Below are 20637 nucleotides of genomic sequence, written 5' to 3'. Positions count from 1 at the left end.
CACACCAAAAAGAACTTATCGGACAAACTTACCAACGATAAATCCGAAGGTTAACGATACGTTTTGTAGATCAGAAGGGTTTATAATCGACTGATCGGTATACGAATAAAATGTGTAGGTCAGTCCCGTTCGAAACCTCATCCACCGGGTCAGGTTCAGTTCGCCGTATACTTGCGGAGAAACCACTAGCCCGCTCAACCTGATAGACGGGCTACCGGGATGCAATAGGTTAAAATCCTGGTTATTCCCTGTTAATGAAAAATACCCAAGATTCAGGAGACCTCCCCCATGAATGATAGCCCGGTTGTCCTGCGAAACACCTACTAGCAATCCGGCCTGATTCATATATACGAACAGGGGGGCATTTCCCCGCTCGGTAGCCAGTGTAGACGCAAACGTAGCGCCATAGCCGCCCAGCAGAAAATGATGCTGCATAACAGAACCCATTTCAAGGCCCTGAAACGAAAACGGTTTTCCAAAGAAGTTCTGGTGCTGATGGGTTGCGCCAATATACAGATTGACCGGCTTATCGATAGCAGGCATTGCACCACCCAGATAATGGTACGATGCCTGCTGGGCCAGCGCGGTCTGCCAGCTAAGCAGCATAAGTACCCATACGCTCCGAAAGCTAAGCCCGTTCATACAAATTTGTCAGCTTCAGGGATAAACAGAACGTCCAGATCTGCAAAACGCCAATATTCAGCCGCTCCACTAACCCAAAATAGGCTAGTTTATGCGCATAGAAAAAGGCCGTCAAACCACCAAAGATCAGAATCAGGAACCCCGTCAGAATAGAATACTGCGCAAAGCGATTCCAGGTGGGTTCAGCACGTAATCCAAAGCCAAGAAGGAAGGGAGTAGCCATGGTGAAAGGCACGATCAGGGCCGTAATCACCAGATGCATAACGCCCCGAAACGTAGGAGCAGAGTCGGGCAAATCTTCCGGGAAAAATCCGTACAGGTTCGAGATGAGGTGGAGCAGTACAAAGGTGATGCTTCCCCATAACACGAGCTTACCATGTTTACGACCCTCGGTAAAGGCGACAGCCAACGCAAAAAGGATAGCCAGAAGTCCGTAGCCAGTAGTTAAGCCTAGTAATAGTCCTCTGTTTGGCGCTCCACTGGCCGTCAAATCGCTAATAGGTTGCTGCAACTGGCTGTACGAGGACCATAAAATCCCCCCTAGCACGATATGCAATACATAGAGAACGACAGCAGCCATACCTGACACCAGCAATAGCGATCGCTGTGGTAAGTCGATAGTCATATTCAGAAACAATCACAACCCACTGATAATACGGGCATACACGTTATTGGCTGGGTTACCATCATAGGCTTTGCTGGCGTCGTCGGTCACGTTCACAGTAATGCTTGACACGCTACCCGAATTGGCAGTCGTTCGCACAATCTGAAACCCTACCACCGACTGACCAGCGCCAGTAATTCGTTCACCGGACTTCATCGTCAAGGTGAGTTGCTGCCCCGCTATCTCATTGGAAACCTGCCAGCGTGGATTATCGACAGATACCGGCTCTCCTTCTGCCCCACTCACCTCGATACTGGTTTGGTCGCTATCGAACGAAATCGTATAGCCCGTTGGTACTGTAATCGTGATCGTTGCCTGCCCAACCGCCGTTGGCAAACCGGTCACTTCATAAATATTGACCACAAAATTGCGTACCCGGTCGGCACCTACAGCCCCAAAGTTTGATTGAGGAAGCACCAGGGTTGGACTTAAATCCGTTCCAGCCAGCGCGACACTCGCTGTATTCGTACAGCCTCCCTTAGCTGTTACCGTTACGGAATAGGTTCCCGATGCATTCACGACGGCCTGTCCTGTACCAGTGTCCTGACTTAGAATACCGGGTCCGCTAAACGCATATAAATAGCCACCACTGGCCGTAAGGGTAGCGCTGGTCTGGCTGGTCGTTAGTGGACCATTTTGGGTCAGCGTAGCATTCGGAGCGGCATAGATAGTTACCATCAGCATAGTCCTTGCACTTTCGCAGCCATTAAGCGTTTTGGAAACAAAGTACATCAGCAATGTCGGCTGACTGGTGTTGGGAATTGGAGCTGTAGGCGACCCTGTACCACCGGAAGGGTTTGTGTACCAGAGCAAATTGGGGCCAGTTGCCTGCAAGGGCTCAGCCGTACTATACTGGCATAAATAAAGTGGCTCTGCAACGGGGGCAATAGGCGTACTGTTGATCGTGATGGGATAGGTACTGGTACGAATCTCCGGGTTGGTGCTAACGATAACCAACGAGTACGAATGAGCCCCTGTCCTTATTCCAGCTGGAATAGTACCCGATATAGCTGTTGCCGATGTACTCGTAATGCTGCCTATTGTGGTTGTACTATTAAAGTTGTCAATCAGGTTCAGGTTGAATGTATTGTCCGACGGAAACGATCCGCTGGCCGTAAACGAAACCGAAATGGTAGTCGGCGAGCAAACGGTGGTTGCACTTACACCCGTCAGCTTCAGCATGGGTGTACTGGCCGGAAAAGCAACCTCGGCGGTGTATGCCGAATTGGCACCGTTTCGAAAATAGGCGTTCTGCACATCGTATAAAGGCATCCATTTATAAACGACAGTAGCGTTATACGTCGCTTTGATGAGAAAATTGCTATACCGCATCAACCATGGATAGCCGGTCGAACCAGGCTGGAATGGGTTTGGTGAAAACGTATATGACCCATCCATTTGAGACATAGTGGTCGTCACCGGCGCAGATGCCACCGAATACGAAAACCAATTAACGGGAAACACGTCCAGCTTCACATTGCCCAATGGCTGCCCCAGGTAATCGACCGTTTTAATACCGATAGAACCCGGAAAAGGATCAAGAATCCAGCTATTCCCGACAATAGGGTCACCAGCGGTGGAGTTCAGCAGGTTGGTGGTATATTCGTCCCAGACAATGTTGCCGTAGGGGAAATTCATGATGGAGTTAACCGGCTCAAACGTCTCCCCACTGACAGGATTATTAGACCCTTCCACCCGCATTCCATAAATATCGACCCCACCCCGCGCATGGCCAAACTCGTGGGTTAGCCCATCGGTTGCACCCGACCCAAACGGCCCGCTGTCGAAATTCGAGCTCCAGTCCCATTTGTGGTAAATAACCTGATTATTTCCTAACCAGCCTCCTCCCTGGGAATTACTGGTAAACTTTCCATCGATCACTACAGCATAGGTAAAATGCGGGTGCGGTCGAAAAACTTCCGTCGGAGCATAGCCATCGAACACATAGATCGAGTCGACCCGGAAGTCATAGATGCCATTGAAGTTCGGAGAGCTATTAAAATTGGCGTTCACCGTCGCCATCTGGTCCTTTACAATCTGCTCGATCGACTTCGAGAGCATGTTCTGATAATAGTCGGCAGTTTGTTTTTCAACGGCTACGACAACACTAAAGGTCCAGGTTGGCTTGGCGAATACCGATTGAATACACAGCAGGGCGAAGCTGACGGTGAATAAGAGCAGGGGGTGCAGACGACAGTTCATGTTGCAGGAAGGTTGATTTATTTCGGATTTGAACTATCCAAAATTAGCCTTCCTCATTCGCTCCTTCCCTGACCCTAATCAGCATTACACCTGAAATACATCATGTGTTTATCTGTGTCGAACCTAAACTACAACTAGCTGATCGTCAGGCCACCAGCAACGTGTCACCGCGTTTTTTAAATGTATCTTTTCCTGACAATACACTACCGGCACGACCATACTTCTTCGATATGATCCGGCCCTCCCCGGTAACCAAATCGTAACGTTGTGGCGGTAATTTCGGAGAGCTGGTTGGTTGATGTACCATAGGCATTCCAGGGCCGGCTGGGCAACAAAATTTGTGTGTCAGTACTGGACCAGTTACCCAATACCAAGGGTGAGGTATCCTGACCGACGCACCTTGACCGATCGACCGTGAGCTGACCATCCTGGCCAAACTGGATACGGTAACAGTCGGGCGCGAGTCCGCCAATGGATGAGCCGTGGTAGGTTTGATCAACGGTTACCCAGCCGGTTTTACACCCTGTCAGTAAAGCAGAGGAGGGTGGTATTCGGTGGTCATCACATGACCAGGGCAGGAACGCCAGCAGACTCAGACAGATAGTTTTCGAAAGCCGATATACCGATTTCATACGACATGATGGTTAGCATACTGATACACGGGGAACATGGATAATTCTCTGGTTTTCATAAAAGGAAAACTGATGAAGCAACTGTTGAGCCGTCTGCTGAAGAGCCTCTCCGGTCAGAAATCCCTGGTGCGCCGTTAACAGGACTTTCGGATGATGACGAAGGCGATTCAGCAACGCATCTTCAACATGCCTGTCCGAATAATCGTAATGAAAATAAGGCCGCTCCCGCTCGTAAACATCAGCCCCATAACCAGCCAATTGCTCAGTATCCAGCGCCTTCAGAACGGCTGCCGTGTCGACGATACGCCCACGTGCCGTATTCACTAAAATAGCCGTCGGTTTAAGGGCCGCCAGCGTATAGTCATTAATCAGGTACTCGGTCAGTGGGGTGAGTGTGCAATGCAGCGAGACAATATCAGCCTGCTGTAACAGATCGGACAGCCACACATACTGAATGCCCGTTTCCACAAGAGCAGGGTCCCGATGAAGGTCATAGGCAATTACTTTACACCCGAACCCCTGCATAATTCGGGCAAAGGCCCGGCCAATTCGCCCAACGCCAATGATCCCGACGGTTTTGCCATGCAATTCAGTGCCCACCAGCCCATCAATAGCGAAATTACCCAGTTGAATCCGTTCGTGCGCTTCGGGCAGGTGACGGACAAGCCCGAGCACCAGGGCGGCTGCCTGTTCGGCTACCGCATAGGGAGAAAGACCAGGAATCGTCAGCAAGGTCATGCCCAGTTCGTCCATAGCCTGCTGATCGACATTGTCCAAACCCGCACATCGCATCCCAACGACCGACACACCCAGCTTTTTCAGCAGCAGCAAAACCGGTCGACTCAGGTCATCGTTGACAAACGCGCAAACGGCCTGATGACCTTTTGCTAACGCTACGGTTTCCAGCGTCAGCGGTTTGTCGATGAATGTAATCTGATGACCTGTCCCCGACTCAAACCAGGGTATTTCAAAGGAAAACGCACTGAAAAAAGCAATGTTCATAACCGAGCAACCGATTATAGATTAATCAGTAAAGTTCTTTCCCCGGCCAGGGCCACCCTATGATTTTCGTCAGTCGCTTTACTGATTTTCGTCTGTCGGTACGGTCCGATCGACCCGCTTATACAGCAGCCAATACCGGAACTGCACTCTGACGTGCCACATGCTGCGTATTACTTTCCATCAAAAATGTCTGGAAACAGGTATGTGGCTTAGGCAGCATCATGATCAGGTCGGCTTTATGATCGATACGGAAGTCTTCCAGCACAATACTCAGATCGTTGCCTGGCAAAAAGCTAAAGGTATGCGGCTGATCGGCCAGTAGTTTTCGGATACCTTCGGCAGCTTTCTGGACGTATTCGTCGGGTTCATCGTCCATACAGACAATATCCAGCGTGGCCCCGAAAAGTTGAGCAAATCGCCTGGCATTGGCCAGTGCCAGCGCATCGACCGGCTCCGACAGATCAACCGCCAGAACGATCGTCTGCACAGCCTGATAGCGTGCTCCCGGCGGAACCAGCAGCATCGGCACCTGTGTTTGCGGGATGAGTTTGGTAGCCAGGCTCCCCTCTTTCCGCGCCCGTTCGGGATTTTCGCCCGCCAATCCCATCACCAGCAAATCGGGTTTTAACCGCGTCAATTCAGCATTTATGGCCATTTCAGGATCACCCGGAAACGCCGTAATCGACACATCAATAGCGCCTTTGGTAGCACTGATCATCCGAGTACGCATATGGCTAAGCTGGCTAATGGCCCGAAAACGCTCCTGATCGGTTGTCGAAGCGACAGAACCATGCAGTTGAGCCAGCGTAACGGGTGTATAGGCATGAACAATAGCCAAGTGTGTACGGAGCTGATGAGCCAGTTGACAGGCATAATCAGCCGCCCAAAATTCATGATTCGAAAAATCAGTAGCTAACAGGATAGTTTTCATAAAAACGATTCAGTACAGTATAAACCAAGTTTACTAGCATTAATCCACGGTCTGTGTCCTCACAGACCGTTCGTCCGAAGGCAAACCAGGCTGGCGCACAGACGGTCTGTGAGGACACAGACCATGGAAGAGGTCATCTCCGAAGTTGCTTCCTTCGCCAGCATGACAAAAAATAATCTAATGCACTTTCACTGAGCTACTTATAGCAAAAAAATTAAATGATTAATGGTCAGCTTCTTACTTCAGGCATATCCAGCCCCTCCCGACAGATATAGGCTTTATGCTGCTCCAGCTTGTCGTAACACCAATCCGCTACCTTCTGAACACCAGGCCGTTTGCTGGTATGTTCCAGCGCAGCCAGTACCAGTTGATACCGACTCATGTTGTTTAGCACCAGCATATCGAAGGGGGTTGTCGTGCGTCCCTCCTCCATATAGCCACGTACATGAAACCGGGTCGGATTGGTCCGATGATGCAACAGTTCATGGATGAGTGTGGGATATCCGTGAAAGGCAAAAACAACCGGCCTGCTTTCCGTAAATAGCTGAACGAAAGCGGCTTCAGGGAATCCGTGCGGATGCCGTTCTGGTGCCTGAATCGTCAATAAATCAACCACATTAACCACCCGAACCCGCAATTCGGGCAAGTGTTCGGCTAAAATAGCGGCTGCCGCTACCGTTTCATTCGTCGGCACGTCGCCCGCACAGGCCAGCACGACATCGGGTTGGTGCCCGTTGGCATTGCCAGCCCACTCCCAGTCCGACATACCCCGGCTGCAATGGGCGCGGCCTTCGTCGATGGTCAGCCATTGCGCCTGCTTTGCCTTAGAGGCCACAATCAGATTGATATAGTCACGGCTTCGGAGGCAATGGTCGGCTACCGACAGAAGACAGTTGGCGTCCGGTGGCAGATACACTCGTGCCACGTCGCTTTTCTTTTCGACGACCGAGTTGATAAAACCCGGTGCCTGGTGGGTATAGCCGTTATGATCCTGCCGCCAGACGTGTGAGGTCAGCAGGTAGTTGAGCGACGCCAACGGTTTACGCCAGGGGGTTTCCTTGCTTACCTTCAGCCATTTTGCATACTGGTTCAGCATTGAATCGACCAGGGGGATAAACGCTTCGTAGCATCCGAATAGTCCGTGCCGTCCCGTGAGCAGGTACCCTTCCAGCCAGCCTTCGCAGGTATGTTCGCTCAGAATTTCCATGACCCGGCCATCGGGCGATAGAAACTCGTCTGTTTCGACCATGGGGCCCATCCAGGCTCGCTGCGTCGCCTGAAAAAGGGGTGCCATTCGGTTCGAGGTGGTTTCGTCGGGGCATACAATCCGAAAGTTTCGGGCTGGTTCATTCAGGCAGAAAACATCGCGCAGATACAGTGCCAGCGTATTTGTTCCTTCTGCCATTGCGGCTCCTGGCGACGGCACCGACACGGCATACGACGCATAATCGGGCAGTTGCAGCGGAACTAATTGTTGACCTCCGTTGGCGTGAGGATTCATACCAATACGCCGGTCACCCGTTGGGCATATAGCGACAACATTCGTAAACGGACGACCCATTGTATCGAACAGATCCTGCGGGCGATAGCTTCGAAGCCAACCTTCCAGAACAGGCAGTTGGGCAGGCTGTCCAGCCGGATCGGCAACCGGTAACTGGTGAGCGTGTGATGTATTTTCAATGGGTTTACCGTCAACGGTCAGTGGGCAGGTCCAGCCTTTGGGCGTTTGCAAAATGATCATCGGCCAGGCAGGTACACCCGTCATCAGTCCCATACGTGCCCGTTGCTGTATCGTCTGTATTTCTTCGTAAGCCCAGTTCGTAGCCTGCCACATAGCCGCATGAACCTGCATAGGATCACTACCCCCGACAAACCGAACCTGATAACCGTAGCCTGTAAACAAATTGGTCAACTCAGTCTGGCTCATTCGCCCGTAGATCGTCGGCCCCGACAGTTTATAGCCGTTTACGTGCAGAATAGGCAGTACGGCTCCCGAGGTTGCGGGGTTCAGGTATTTGTTCGAATGCCAGGCGGCTGCCAGTGGTCCGGTTTCGGCTTCGCCATCTCCTACCACACAAGCTACCAGCAGATCAGGATTATCCAGTGCTGCCCCAAATGCGTGCGACAGGCAATATCCCAGTTCGCCCCCTTCCTGAATTTGCCCCGGTGTACCCGGCACCAGATGGCTCGGCAATCCGTACGGCCAGGAAAACTGACGAATCAGCTCACTCATTCCGTCCAGACCAACCGTAAACTCAGGATAAAACTCACCCATTGTGCCTTCCAGATACAGATTTGCCAGAATGGCCGGAGCCCCATGACCGGGCCCAACCACCATGAGTACCTGCGCATCGGTATCCTGAACCAACCGATTCAGGTGCGCGTAGACGAGGTTCAACCCAGGTTGTGTTCCCCAGTGCCCTAACAAACGCGGTTTAATGTCGGACGCTTTCAGCGGACGTTCCAGCAGAAAGTTATCACGCAGGTAGAGCTGAGCGGCACCAAGGTAATTGGTAGCCTGCCAGTAACGATGTACGTTCGCTAATCGCTGCGGACTAGGCTCGACAGTTGGGAGTGAAATTGTCTGGTTCATTGGTATTGGGAAAAAGCAAACACGGACATAGTACCATCAGCAAAGTTGTTGATTGGCCGTCGGTAGTAGTCTGATGGGCATTAGGCATCCTAATGACTTTCATCAGTCTGGCCAGTGCGTCGATCGGGAGTGAGGAGAATCAGTCACTTACCCATCAAATGTCAGTTGATTCAACTACTGACGGAATCAACTTTGATAAACTCAATTTTCAGTCGGTGTACCATGCCCTCCTCAACACTCGAACCCATTGCTAACCTGACCGGATTAACGACCGCCGAAGCCGAAGCATCACGAACTCGTAACGGGGCCAATGCATTACCTGCGCAGGAAAATCGCTGGCAACTTCTGATCGACATTGTCACGGAGCCTATGTTTGGCTTACTGGCTGGGGCCTGTGCCATCTACATTTTTCTGGGCGAATGGCACGAAGGCATTGTGCTTGGTATCGCTATGCTGCTGGTGGCGGGGTTATCGGTGTTTGAATCCATCCGCAGCGATACCGCCCTGAAAGCCCTTCGTCAGCTAACCCAACCCACTGTTCAGGCGATGCGCAATGGCCAGCTTGTCGATCTCCCCACCGAAGAGTTAGTCGTAGATGACATTGTGCTATTGACCGAAGGGCAAACTGTTCCGGCCGATGGGCGTCTGCTGCAGGCCAACGACTGTTCAGTCGATGAATCCATGCTCACTGGCGAATCGATACCGATTGCCAAGATCGAAGCCGGCACCTCGCTATTTAGCGGTACCGTACTCACGTCGGGCCGGGTGTTTCTGTGGATTACAGCGGTCGGGCAACATACCGAAATGGGGCAACTGGGTCATTCGCTCCAATCCATAGTCCTCGAAAAAACACCCTTACAGCAACAAATACACCAGTTTGTCAATCGGATGGCCGTTGTAGGAGTGGTAGCCTTTTTACTGGTTTGTATCATCAACTTCGCCCGTTCCGGCGACTGGGTCACCTCATTGCTCTTTGGCCTGACCATGGCAATGACCATCCTGCCCGAAGAAATTCCTGTAGCCTTCAGCAGTTTCATGGCGCTGGGGGCCGCTCGAATGGCGCGGCTGGGGGTGCTGACCAAACAGCCGCAAACAGTCGAAAGTTTAGGCTCGGCATCGGTCATCTGCGTCGACAAGACGGGGACAATTACCCAGGAAGGGATGACCCTTACTGGCATCTATGCCGCCGGAGAAACCATAACGCTTTCTCCTGATGCGGATATGCACCTGACAACGACGGGCTGGGAAGTACTGGCGTATGCCCGATGGGCCAGTGAACCCGAACCATTCGACCCTATGGAAAAAGCTATCCTGACGGCTTATCTGGACTATCGTTCGCCCGACGATCCAGTTCAGCGGCCAATGGTGCATGAATATCCACTTTCGGGTACGCCACCCATGATGACGCATGTGTATGATCCAGCAACAGGCCGGGAGCAGATAGCCGGGAAAGGAGCCGTTGAACGTATTGTCCGAATTTGTCGGCTAGATCAGGCAGAAGCGGCTACGATTCTGGAAAAAGCCAGTGTTTTATCGAGACAAGGATATCGGGTGCTGGGAATTGCGGGTAGCGACTGGGCAACAACAACTTATCCAGCCAGACAGGACGACTTTTCGTGGTCGTTTAAAGGGTTAATTGCTTTCGAAAATCCGCCCAAGCCTAATGCAGGCTGGGTCATTGAGCAATTCAAACAGGCAGGTATAGCGGTCAAGCTGATTACGGGCGATTCGCCCGAAACGGCGCTTGCCATCGCCCGACAGGTTGGCCTGGCGAACGGGCAGACATGGCTGACCGGACAACAGGTGATGGCCTTGTCGGATGATGACCTTCGCGAAACGGTCAATACCGTCAGCGTATTTGCCCGTATGCTACCCCAGGCAAAGCTTCGAGTCGTAGAAGCGTTAAAGGCCAATAAGGAAGTAGTGGCCATGACTGGCGATGGGGTCAATGACGGCCCGGCGCTAAAAGCCGCTCATATTGGGGTAGCCATGGGTCGGCGCGGAACCGAACTTGCCAAACAGGCGGCTTCACTCATTCTGGCAAACGATGATCTGAGCAGCATGGTCGACGCGATTGCGCTGGGTCGCCGGATTTATCAGAATCTCAAAAACGCCATTTCCTATATCGTCGCCATTCATATTCCCATCATCCTGACAGTTACCCTGCCACTGATCGCCAACTGGACATATATCAACCTGCTGAACCCCATTCACGTTATCCTGCTGGAACTCATCATGGGTCCCACCTGCTCCATTGCCTTCGAACAGGAACCTGCCGAAGATGGGTTGATGAAACGTCCTCCCCGGCCATCAACGGCCAGCTTCCTGACATCTGGAGAAATGAGCCTGAGTATCCTTCAGGGGGTAGCCATTGCGTTTATGACCCTTGGCGTTTATTATCAGGCCATGCACGTGGGCTATCCGGCAGAAACCGTTCGTACGCTGACTTTTACCAATCTGGTCTTAAGCAATATCTGGTTAACACTGGTTCGCCGGTCGAACCGAGAGTCATTTCTGACGGCGTTCCAACGACCAAACCCTGTTTTATGGACGGTTATTGGGCTTACACTGACTATGCTGATCAGCACATTACTGATTCCCGAACTTCGTTCATTGATGCAGTTTGCCCCATTGACGCTCAACCAATGGGGATTATGTGTTCTATGTTCAGCGGCAGCAACAGTATGGGCAGAAGGATACCGCTGGTGGCGGCAACGGCCTGAGCGCTCAGGCCTGTAGCAAATTCCTGGGCAGCAGATTCAGCAAATTGGTATCGGGCAGTCCTTCCTGCCGCCAAAGTTCGGTTCCCTGTAACAGCAGAACAAAAGCGGGCAATCGTTGCAGGCCGAAACTACGAACGATGGCTGGATGAGCGGCTGCTTCTATTTTCAAAACCCTGATTTTACCATCAAGCTGATATTGCAATTCATTAACCATCTCTCTCACCGATGAAAAGGGAGTATCATCGGCAGAAATAAACGTCAGTAAGACTGGTAATGTCGCATTGGGCACTAACCGTTTCGTGCGGCCTGTATTCATAAACTTATCTCGTTTCCCAAATCGGCATAGTCGATTAAAGTTGGTGTGAAGATCAGGACCAATGCGCGGCAAAAAAATGATTCCGATCAGGTAATCAACTAACATTTATAAGACGAAGAAGCGATTCATAAGTTACAGACCCAATTGAGAAGATTTATTATATACCAAACAAAGGCTCCAATACGTAATCATTCCGCGATAATGGGCCTACTTCAATTTTATTGGTCAATAAGTTGCATCAACAAAACTTCATTTGCGTTATTTGTTCTACCATAACGCTTCCTTAACCAGAAACTGCTCTGGGAATTCAATATGTTCAATGGAGTCGATGCTGATGCCCTGCTGAATGTCCTGTTCGAACAGGAGAATGACTTTCTGGGTGTGTATGATTTCCGGCAGAATCACTACGTCCGTATCAATCAGGCAGGGATACAGATGCTGGGGTACCCTTCCGAGCAAGCCCTGGTGGCCCAGTCGCAGCTTTCCTTTCGAAGTCATCCCCTCTCGGACCAGGAGCAGGTCGATGCCAACGCCCGGCTCAGGCAGGAACGGCATTATGAAGAGGAAACCGAGATTCAGCGCTATACAGGTGAAACGTTCTGGGGCCGAATTACCCTCAAACTTTTTTCGGACGAACAAACGGTATTGGTTCGGATTGCCAACCTGGATCGACTGCACCGTACGGAGCGAGAGCTGGACCAAAGCGTCAGACGCTACGAGGCTGTTTTTACCAATGCTACTATTGGGATCATCGTTTCCAACGAAAAAGGAAAAATTGTGTCGACCAACCGCATGGCCGATCATCTGTTTGGCTATGCGCACGACGAGTTGTTTGGCCTGTCGATTGAGCAGCTCGTGCCCCGAAGCGTAAGTCAGTATCACGAGAAACTTCGGCACTCGTTCAATGCCAATCCGCAGGCCAGGCCCATGGGGCACAACCGGGACCTGTATGCCCAGCGGAAAGATGGTTCGCTATTCCCGGTTGAAATCAGCCTGGGTTACTTCCGGCTCGACAATATGATGTATGCAGTAGCCTACATCGTAGACATCACGTTTAAGAAGGAAGCTGAGCGGCAGTTGCTGGAACAGAAGGCCTATGTGGAACGACTCAATACTGAACTCGAACAGAAAGTGGCCGACCGGACCCAGGCACTGATGGACACGCTGGAACAACTGGAACAGTCGAAAGATGAACTGGCACAGGCCCTAAAGACCGAGCGTGAGCTGGGCGAACTGAAATCCCGCTTCGTGTCGATGGCTTCCCACGAATTTCGTACGCCACTCACGGCAGTCCTGAATTCAACCACCCTGATTGAAAAATACCCGAACACCGACCAGCAGGAAAAACGCCAGAAACATCTGCATCGCATCCAGGCATCGGTCAAACACCTGAACGATATCCTGGAAGAGTTTTTATCCGTTGGCAGACTTGAAGAAGGAAAAATTACAGCCCATCCGGCTCTGGTCAACCTTCCTCTGCTTGTCGACGAGGTTGTCCATGACATGAGTAGCCTGCTCAAAACGGGCCAAACCGTTGAAACGGCCATTCAATGCCCTCCCTCCATCTGGCTGGACCCATCGCTGCTGCGTAAAATAATCGTTAACCTCCTCTCAAACGCCATTAAATATTCGGGCGAAGGGTCTTTAATACAGATAATCAGCCATTGTACGGAACAACTCATAACGATAACCGTGATCGATCAGGGCATTGGCATTGCTACCGACGATCAACAGCATCTGTTCGAACAGTTTTTCCGGGCTAAAAACGCAACGAATGTGTCAGGAACAGGCCTTGGCCTACACATTGTTGCCCGGTATGTCGAACTGATGCAGGGCACCATCAGTCTGCACAGTGAATTGAATAAAGGCACTACCATAACCTTCAGCTTACCGTATGAAAACCATTCTCTTGATTGAAGATAACGATGACATTCGCGAAACAACGGCCGAAATCCTTGAACTGGCCAGTTATAAGGTGCTCACTGCTGCGAATGGCAAAATTGGCGTTCAGATAGCCCTGGAAACCAAACCCGATCTGGTCATCTGCGACATCATGATGCCCGTACTCGATGGGTATGGTGTTTTACAGGTTTTCAATAAAAATCCGCAGCTCTCGGGGGTGCCCTTCATTTTTCTGACCGCCAAAACCGAACGGAATGACTTTCGGAAAGGTATGGATCTGGGGGCCGACGATTATCTGACCAAGCCATTCGAAGAAAGTGAGCTGCTCAGTGCCATTGAAGGACGACTAAACCGATTCACGCATCTACGGCCCGATTATGACCTGAAGCAGGATGGGCTCAATCAATTTCTGGACGACGCGAAAAACGTTGGCAATCTGAACAGCCTATCGGTCGACCGGAAACCACACAGTATTCGCAAAAAGCAGTATGTGTATTCGGAAGGCGACGACCCAACCCGGTTGTTCTTTGTCAAATCAGGTAAAGTCAAGACTGTTCGAAACAACACCGACGGCAAGGAATTTATCACGGGTATTTATGCAGCGGGGGAGTTTTTCGGCTATTTTGCCCTCCTGGAAAACCGCGAGTATACCGACTCGGCCATTACGCTGGAAGATTCTGATCTGCTCTATATTCCGAAAGAAGACTTTCTTCAACTTGTGTCGAGCAGCCCTGCCGTCAGTCAGCAGTTTATCAAATTACTGGCCGGACGAGTTGGCGAACGCGAAAAGCAGCTACTCGGCATGGCCTATAGCTCCCTTCGCCGTCGGGTGGCCGACACCGTGCTTCGACTCCACGATCAACAACCTGACGCGCTCATCCAATTCTCTCGCGACGATCTGGCGGCACTGACCGGAACCGCTACCGAATCGCTCATTCGAACCCTCAGCGAATTCAAGCAGGATGGGCTAATTGAAATTAATTCATCAGGCAGTATTCGGGTGGTGCAGCCCGAAAAACTACGCCGGGCCAATTGGTAGGTTGATGGAAATCAGGCTGTAGCCTAAGCGTTCTCATTAGTTGGGCAGAAATTGCCGGGTACTTTTATATCCGTCCAATCGCATTTCTGGCTATGAAGGCTTCTGTTACATTCCTATTCCTAATCGCACTGACGTTTCTGTTGCGTTTTACAACGACGCAGGCTCAGTCGGTGAAGGGTGGAGCCGGATTTATTTATCTGGGTTCCAGTCAATGGCCAGGAGCCAGCGCTGCCATTCATCAGCTTAATCAGGGAGTCAGCCCGAACACGTCGAATCAATACCTGCTCGTTGGTGGCGATCTTTATTGGCGATCCAATCGCTGGCTGGTTGGAGCAGGCATATCGGCGCTAGCCAATAAACATTTTGAACCGTCGACGGGCGGGGCTATGGTGGAATCATCGGCTTCCAATGCGCACATTTGGATGGGCTGGATCGCCTGGCAAAATCACCGTACCAAACTGTATCCAAGCCTGGGCCCCGGCATCAATTCGTTTAACATAAACGTCCAGCCCACTGCCGGGAGCCTCCGAACGTATACACATGATGGGTTTTCGACGGATTTAGCCTTAACGCTCGACTGGCTGATGTCCGGAAAGACCCCCGACAAAACCTTACAGGCCGGTCCTATGCTTAGCCTGAAAATCGGGTACCGGCTAACAACAGCCTCTGCCGAATGGCATAGCGACCTGAGCGACCCTATTATTACTACCCGCTACTCCCCTTCCTGTTTTTATTTGACGTTGGGCTTCGGCGGAGGAGGATTTCGAGTCCATTGATTCCCTGACAATGGGAAATCAACATTGCCTATCGCAGAACCCATCTGAGCAACTTCATCCCATCGCGTGACGCACCTCAGGGAAAACGGAATTGGAGCGATTTACTTTTGACTCCATAAACGTACTGAGTATCAACCATGAAACGACTTTTCCTCTTTTTACTGCTCGTTCTAGCGCTCTTGCTGCTCGTCGAAAGCTCTACCGCGCTGGCCCAGTCGGCCAAACAATATGGCGGTGCCGGTTTTTTCAGAATCGGTTATGCAAATCTCCATCAGATTGGGCGTACCCTGACCCAGATCAGCCCGTCATTGCCATCTACTTCTGGAAACGACTTTGTCTATGTAGGTGGCGAAGGATACGCCCGACTCGACAAGCTCATTCTGGGCGCGGGTGGTTACGGCATGGCCCGACGCAGCTTTGGCAGTTCAACCTATTATGCCGAGCCCTTTTGCGGAGGAGGCTACCTTTATGTGGGTCGTATTGTGGTAGACAAACCCAGCTTCTGGCTTTATCCATTAGCAGGTATCGGTGGTACCGTCGTCGGCATGACACAGCGCCAGCTGCAGGGAACTACGACAACTGAATCATCGGTTATGCTACCAAACATCAATGTGCAACTGGGCGTGGGTGCCGACTGGAAAGTAGCTACGTTTGGCGACTATGACACCTATGGGGGTGTATTGCTGGGGTTACGGGCTGGTTACCAGATGAGCCCTTACTCAACCGGCTGGCAAACCACCGGCGATCTGTTGGGTACCGACCGGCCACGCTATGCTACCAACGGTTTCTTTGTTACGCTTACGGTTGGCATTGGTGCCTTCCATCATACTTCCGACCAATAAACTGATCAGATCATGAGCTTACCACCCCAACAATCATTGTTCCAGCCTGTACTGGATCGCTTGCTAACAGGAGCCACCGTACAGAAAGTATTTGGAGAACCAATTGTAGCCAACGACAAAACCATCATCCCCGTTGCCAGTGTGATCGTTGGCTTTGGGGGCGGATACGGTGCAGGGCAGACAACTCCCAAGACACCCCTAACCGACGGATCTGATCGCCAGGAAGGTCAAGGTGGAGGATTAGGAGGAGGATTGACCGTACGGCCCAAAGGCTTTATTGAAGTTACACCAACATCGAGCCGCTATGTGCCGCTATGGAACACGCGTACCTTGGTGCTGGGCTTTGCGCTTGGGCTTATTGCCAGTGGATTGCTCAGACGACGCAAGGATTAATTAAATGAACAATGCATAATGTAAAATGCATAATGTAAAATGCATAATGGATATTCCCTGCTTATGCATATTACATTATGCATTGTTCATTTACTTGATAGCAGTACCTGTCGAGTATGGCGGGCTATCATCAACTCTTCATCGGTAGGTATCACCCGAACCACGGGCCAATGTCCGTCGGGCGAGATAATAGTTTCGTTGGCCTGGTTTCGATCGGGATCGAGAACAACCCCTAAAAAGCCTAGCCGATTACAGATTCGGGCACGAATAGTTGGCGCATTCTCGCCAATACCTCCTGTAAACACAAGCGTATCGAGCCCATTCAGCACGGTAACCAGCGCTCCCAATTGTTTACAGGCCAGGTAACAGAACAACTCAATCGCTTCGGCTGCCGCCGGTTGGGAAGATTCCTGCTGAAGTAACGTCTGCATATCGGCACTGACGCCCGACACGCCACGCAAACCCGATTCATCGTTCAGCAAACGACTTAATTCCGAACCATTTATCCCCAGATGTTTAACCAGATACAGCAGTACACCGGGGTCCAGATCGCCGGTACGGGTTCCCATCATCAGGCCACCAGTGGGTGTAAACCCCATCGTTGTATCCAGGCTTTTTCCATTAAGAACAGCTGCCATACTGGCTCCATTTCCCAAATGAGCCACCAACACGCGCCCGTTTGCCACTTGCGCTCCAGCTTCCTGATTTAACCGAGTCAGTACATACTCGTACGATAGGCCATGAAATCCATACCGCACTAGTCCTTCCTCGGCCAGCTGACGAGGCAAAGGCAATCGGCGAGCCACGGCAGGTATGGTGTGATGAAAAGCCGTATCGAAGCACACTACTTGCGGCAACTGGGGATACCTTTCGGCCACCGCTTCGATCAGGCTGATTTCAGCAGGTAGATGATCGGGAGCCAGCGGTACCAGCAAACGTAGATCGGCCAGAAGTTGGGGGGTCACCTGTTGCGGTGCCCAATAGTGTTCTCCTCCATGCACGATGCGGTGCCCAACGGCTTCGATTTTCAGGTTTCCCTGCTGATGGAGCCAGTTGAATAACGTGTTCAGCGCAGCAGCGTGATCGGGCAAGGCTAACGGACTAGTTTGGGTATGCAGCAAGCCAGTTCGTTCAAATAGGCCCTGATTCTGCCCAATGCGCGTCAGTTTTCCGGATGCAATTCGGTGCTCATCCAGATTATAAACAGCAAACTTTATACTCGATGAACCACTGTTCAGCACCAGTAGTTGAGACGATATTTTCTGATAGTCAGTATGCATTAATGGCTTCGGTGTAGGCTACGTTCGTTCAGTAAAACTCTACATCGAAAGCGCTGGCCCCTATGACCACACTCAACGCAATAGCTGTTTGTAGTCAATCGTCTGATAAGAATCAGCTTTCCGGCTGTTTGGCTTCAGCCCGCTGCACAGGATGATTACCGACCTTCGGGCTAGAAATGGCGACTCATCAACCTGACTTTATGGATTCTATCCCCTCGACGCCCGCTGAGCGTACACCCTTCGTGGCTTACTTTTCAATGGAATATGCCTTTGCCCAATACCTGAAAACGTATTCGGGTGGTCTGGGCTTTCTGGCCGGTTCGCATATGCGTAGTGCCTATGCACTTCACCAACCGATGGCGGCCGTAGGCATTCTGTGGAAATACGGCTATTACGATCAGGTCCGAAAGGCCGATCAGACGATGGATGTACTGTTCATGGAAAAGCACTACAGCTTTCTTCAGCCGACCAATCTGCGGTTTCAGATCCGGATCAATCAGGCTTCGGTCTGGGTAACGGCTTATTATCTGCCGCCAACCGTATTCGGCACCGTACCAACGTATTTTCTTTCCACCGATCTGCCCGAAAACGATTATCTGGCCCAAACGATCTGCCATCGACTCTACGACCCGAATCCCGAAACCCGTATTGCATCGAGTATTTTGCTCGGTATTGGGGGCGCTAAGCTTCTGGAACAGCTTCAGATCGTACCCGACATGTACCACATGAACGAAAGTCACCCGTTGCCCCTGGCGTTTTATCTCCTCCGGCAATTAGGCACTCCTGAAGCCGTTCGGGAACGATTGGTATTTACGACGCACACGCCCGAAGAAGCCGGAAACCCACGCAGTGATAATCGATTGCTAGACCGAATGGGATTTTTTGACGGACTCCCACTGGAAGATGTCCAGCGGACTACGGGCATTTATGATGAGCAGTTCAACTGGGCGTTAGGCTCCCTCCGACTGGCTGGACGTGCGAATGCCGTATCCAAACGACATCAGGAAGTGAGTCAGCAAATGTGGCAGGCTAATCCAGGCATTTGCCCAATCATTTCCATCACCAATGCCCAAAATCATCAGTTCTGGGGCGATCCGGTACTGGATACGGCCGCCAATGCCAACGATGATACCACCCTGGTTTCCCGAAAACGGTCGAACAAATTGGCCCTGTTCGATCTGATTGCGAATCAAACCGGCGACCTGTTCGATCCGAACGTATTTACCATCGTCTGGGCCCGCCGGTTTGCGGGCTATAAACGAGCCGACCTTCTCCTGACAGACCCTGCCCGCTTCGAACGTTTGCTGAATAACCCGAAATACCCCATACAGATCATTTGGGCCGGTAAGCCATATCCATTCGATTACGCCAGTATCAGCACATTTGATCGGTTGGTGCATCTATCAAAGCAATACCCCAACTGTTCGGTGCTGGTAGGCTATGAAATGCATTTGTCGAAACTGCTCAAACAGGGAGCTGATGTTTGGCTCAATACACCCCGTCTAACCCGTGAAGCATCGGGAACCAGCGGCATGACAGCCGCCATGAACGGAGCCATCAACTGTTCAACCAACGACGGCTGGATTCCTGAATTTGCCCAAAACGGGATAAACAGCTTTGTCCTGCCCGAAGCCAAGCTGGTATGGCCTCCTCATCAACAGGACGACTTCGACGCTGAAAATCTGTATACGCTACTGGAAACGGTTATTTTACCGATGTACTACGAACAACCAGACCAGTGGCTTCTGCTCATGAAAAACAGCCTGCACGACATACTGCCCTATTTCGACGCCGACCGAATGGCAACTGAGTACTACGAGAAGCTCTATTCACTTCCGCAGACTATCCGCTCAGCCACCGAAAACCAACTCGCCTGAACTACTTGCTCAATGTGTAAGTACTCAAGCGTAAATAGTTTAGGGAATGCTACAAGGGGTTTTCTGTCATCCCGACGCCGGAGCGGGGATCTTCGGAGATTACTTTTATGCCGTCTCCGAAGATCCCCGCTCCGGCGTCGGGATGACAGAAAACAACCTAATGTATATCGTAATAGAGTAGCTCAAAACAGTATTGCTGGCCTACGGTTTTACATGATAATCAACTTGGTTTGAAGACCATCATTCATGCATAAGCCGATCTTATTTCCGATGTCGAAAACTTATTCGCGTCTGTTCTATGTACTGTTATCCCTGATAATCAGCCATTCTTTACTTGCTCAACAATCATCTGATATTCGTCAGGTACGCTGGGGCTTCTCACCCAAACAGGTAAAAGAAGCGGAGAAAGAAAAACTGACATCATCAAAAGCTGATAAACTGGTGTATGCCCGAGTACCTCTCATCAACCGAAAAATGGGTCTGGAATATGCGTTCAATGGCGATTCGCTGCTGTCAGCCTCCTACTATTACTACACGACCGCTGGGATCACCGAAGCCGACGTGACAGCCGCATCGAATGAGTTGGAAGGTTTGCTCCGCGAAAAATATGGCCCCGGAAAAACCAAACGGGTAGACGAACTTCAGACCGTCAACTGGCTGACGCCCCGAACCCAGATCACGCTTACGCTGGGCAAGGTGGATAGGGGCTGGTCGATGGAACTCATGTATCTATGCCGGGTCTGCTCGGGCGATCCAGTACCCAAATCCAGCCAGGTATGGAAACCGCTTAAAGAAATACAGGATTTGTAGGCTATAGGCCGTC

At 51.2% G+C, this 20637-nt stretch carries 17 protein-coding genes; 8 read left to right on the top strand and 9 right to left on the bottom strand.

Going from position 1 to position 20637, the window contains the following annotated elements; all coding sequences use genetic code 11:
• Positions 1-15: 15 nt before the first annotated feature.
• From ACYVFD_RS17250 to ACYVFD_RS17220, 7 genes are all read right to left on the bottom strand, one after another.
• Positions 16-642, bottom strand: a complete 627-nt coding sequence (locus tag ACYVFD_RS17250) for a hypothetical protein (protein ID WP_461091533.1) — start codon at positions 640-642, stop codon at positions 16-18.
• Positions 629-1267 (bottom strand): DUF998 domain-containing protein, encoded by a 639-nt coding sequence (locus ACYVFD_RS17245; RefSeq protein WP_461091531.1) that lies wholly within the window; start codon positions 1265-1267, stop codon positions 629-631. Before ACYVFD_RS17245 ends, ACYVFD_RS17250 begins: the two co-directional genes overlap by 14 nt.
• A 12-nt stretch (positions 1268-1279) precedes the next feature.
• Positions 1280-3508: a hypothetical protein gene (locus ACYVFD_RS17240; RefSeq protein WP_461091529.1), complete on the bottom strand. Its 2229-nt coding sequence runs from the start codon at positions 3506-3508 to the stop codon at positions 1280-1282.
• A 203-nt stretch (positions 3509-3711) separates the two neighbouring features.
• Positions 3712-4140, bottom strand: coding sequence for a hypothetical protein (locus ACYVFD_RS17235; protein WP_461091527.1), 429 nt, complete (start codon positions 4138-4140; stop codon positions 3712-3714).
• 12 nt (positions 4141-4152) lie between these two features.
• On the bottom strand, positions 4153-5142 hold the full coding sequence (locus ACYVFD_RS17230) for a 2-hydroxyacid dehydrogenase (RefSeq protein ID WP_461091526.1): 990 nt from the start codon (positions 5140-5142) through the stop codon (positions 4153-4155).
• A gap of 118 nt (positions 5143-5260) precedes the next feature.
• Positions 5261-6073: a universal stress protein gene (locus ACYVFD_RS17225; protein WP_461091524.1), complete on the bottom strand. Its 813-nt coding sequence runs from the start codon at positions 6071-6073 to the stop codon at positions 5261-5263.
• Positions 6074-6302: 229 nt separating this feature from the next.
• Positions 6303-8666 (bottom strand): phosphoketolase family protein, encoded by a 2364-nt coding sequence (locus ACYVFD_RS17220; RefSeq protein WP_461091522.1) that lies wholly within the window; start codon positions 8664-8666, stop codon positions 6303-6305.
• Between the two features lie 222 nt (positions 8667-8888).
• Between ACYVFD_RS17220 and ACYVFD_RS17215 the strand changes: the two genes are divergently transcribed.
• Complete coding sequence (locus tag ACYVFD_RS17215) at positions 8889-11405, top strand: cation-translocating P-type ATPase (RefSeq protein WP_461091520.1); 2517 nt, start codon at positions 8889-8891, stop codon at positions 11403-11405.
• Here ACYVFD_RS17215 and ACYVFD_RS17210 read toward each other — a convergent pair.
• Positions 11394-11810 (bottom strand): thioredoxin domain-containing protein, encoded by a 417-nt coding sequence (locus tag ACYVFD_RS17210; RefSeq protein WP_461091518.1) that lies wholly within the window; start codon positions 11808-11810, stop codon positions 11394-11396. The genes ACYVFD_RS17215 and ACYVFD_RS17210 overlap by 12 nt on opposite strands.
• A gap of 207 nt (positions 11811-12017) precedes the next feature.
• On the opposite strand from ACYVFD_RS17210, the gene ACYVFD_RS17205 reads away from it, so the two are divergent.
• The 5 genes from ACYVFD_RS17205 to ACYVFD_RS17185 all read left to right on the top strand — a co-directional run bounded on the left by ACYVFD_RS17205 (position 12018) and on the right by ACYVFD_RS17185 (position 16657).
• On the top strand, positions 12018-13622 hold the full coding sequence (locus ACYVFD_RS17205; protein WP_461091516.1) for a sensor histidine kinase: 1605 nt from the start codon (positions 12018-12020) through the stop codon (positions 13620-13622).
• Positions 13600-14646, top strand: a complete 1047-nt coding sequence (locus ACYVFD_RS17200) for a response regulator (protein ID WP_461091514.1) — start codon at positions 13600-13602, stop codon at positions 14644-14646. The genes ACYVFD_RS17205 and ACYVFD_RS17200 overlap by 23 nt, the downstream gene beginning before the upstream one ends.
• A gap of 92 nt (positions 14647-14738) precedes the next feature.
• Positions 14739-15422, top strand: a complete 684-nt coding sequence (locus ACYVFD_RS17195; RefSeq protein WP_461091512.1) for a hypothetical protein — start codon at positions 14739-14741, stop codon at positions 15420-15422.
• A gap of 137 nt (positions 15423-15559) precedes the next feature.
• Positions 15560-16264 carry a hypothetical protein gene (locus ACYVFD_RS17190; RefSeq protein ID WP_461091510.1) on the top strand — a complete coding sequence of 235 codons (705 nt, stop codon included), beginning with the start codon at positions 15560-15562 and terminating at the stop codon, positions 16262-16264.
• A gap of 12 nt (positions 16265-16276) precedes the next feature.
• Complete coding sequence (locus ACYVFD_RS17185) at positions 16277-16657, top strand: spore germination protein GerW family protein (protein WP_461091508.1); 381 nt, start codon at positions 16277-16279, stop codon at positions 16655-16657.
• An 86-nt stretch (positions 16658-16743) separates the two neighbouring features.
• On the opposite strand, the gene ACYVFD_RS17180 is transcribed toward ACYVFD_RS17185, so the two are convergent.
• Positions 16744-17937, bottom strand: coding sequence for an acetate/propionate family kinase (locus ACYVFD_RS17180; RefSeq protein ID WP_461091506.1), 1194 nt, complete (start codon positions 17935-17937; stop codon positions 16744-16746).
• Positions 17938-18137: 200 nt separating this feature from the next.
• On the opposite strand from ACYVFD_RS17180, the gene glgP reads away from it, so the two are divergent.
• Positions 18138-19814 (top strand): alpha-glucan family phosphorylase, encoded by a 1677-nt coding sequence (gene glgP / locus ACYVFD_RS17175; protein WP_461091504.1) that lies wholly within the window; start codon positions 18138-18140, stop codon positions 19812-19814.
• A gap of 246 nt (positions 19815-20060) precedes the next feature.
• Entirely contained in the window at positions 20061-20624 is a 564-nt protein-coding gene (locus ACYVFD_RS17170) for a hypothetical protein (RefSeq protein WP_461091502.1), read from the top strand.
• Positions 20625-20637 lie beyond the last annotated feature (13 nt).

The sequence above is a fragment of the Spirosoma gilvum genome (assembly GCF_054776815.1).
Note: the sequence above shows the minus strand (reverse complement) of the source record. Positions and strands in the feature narration are given on the sequence as shown.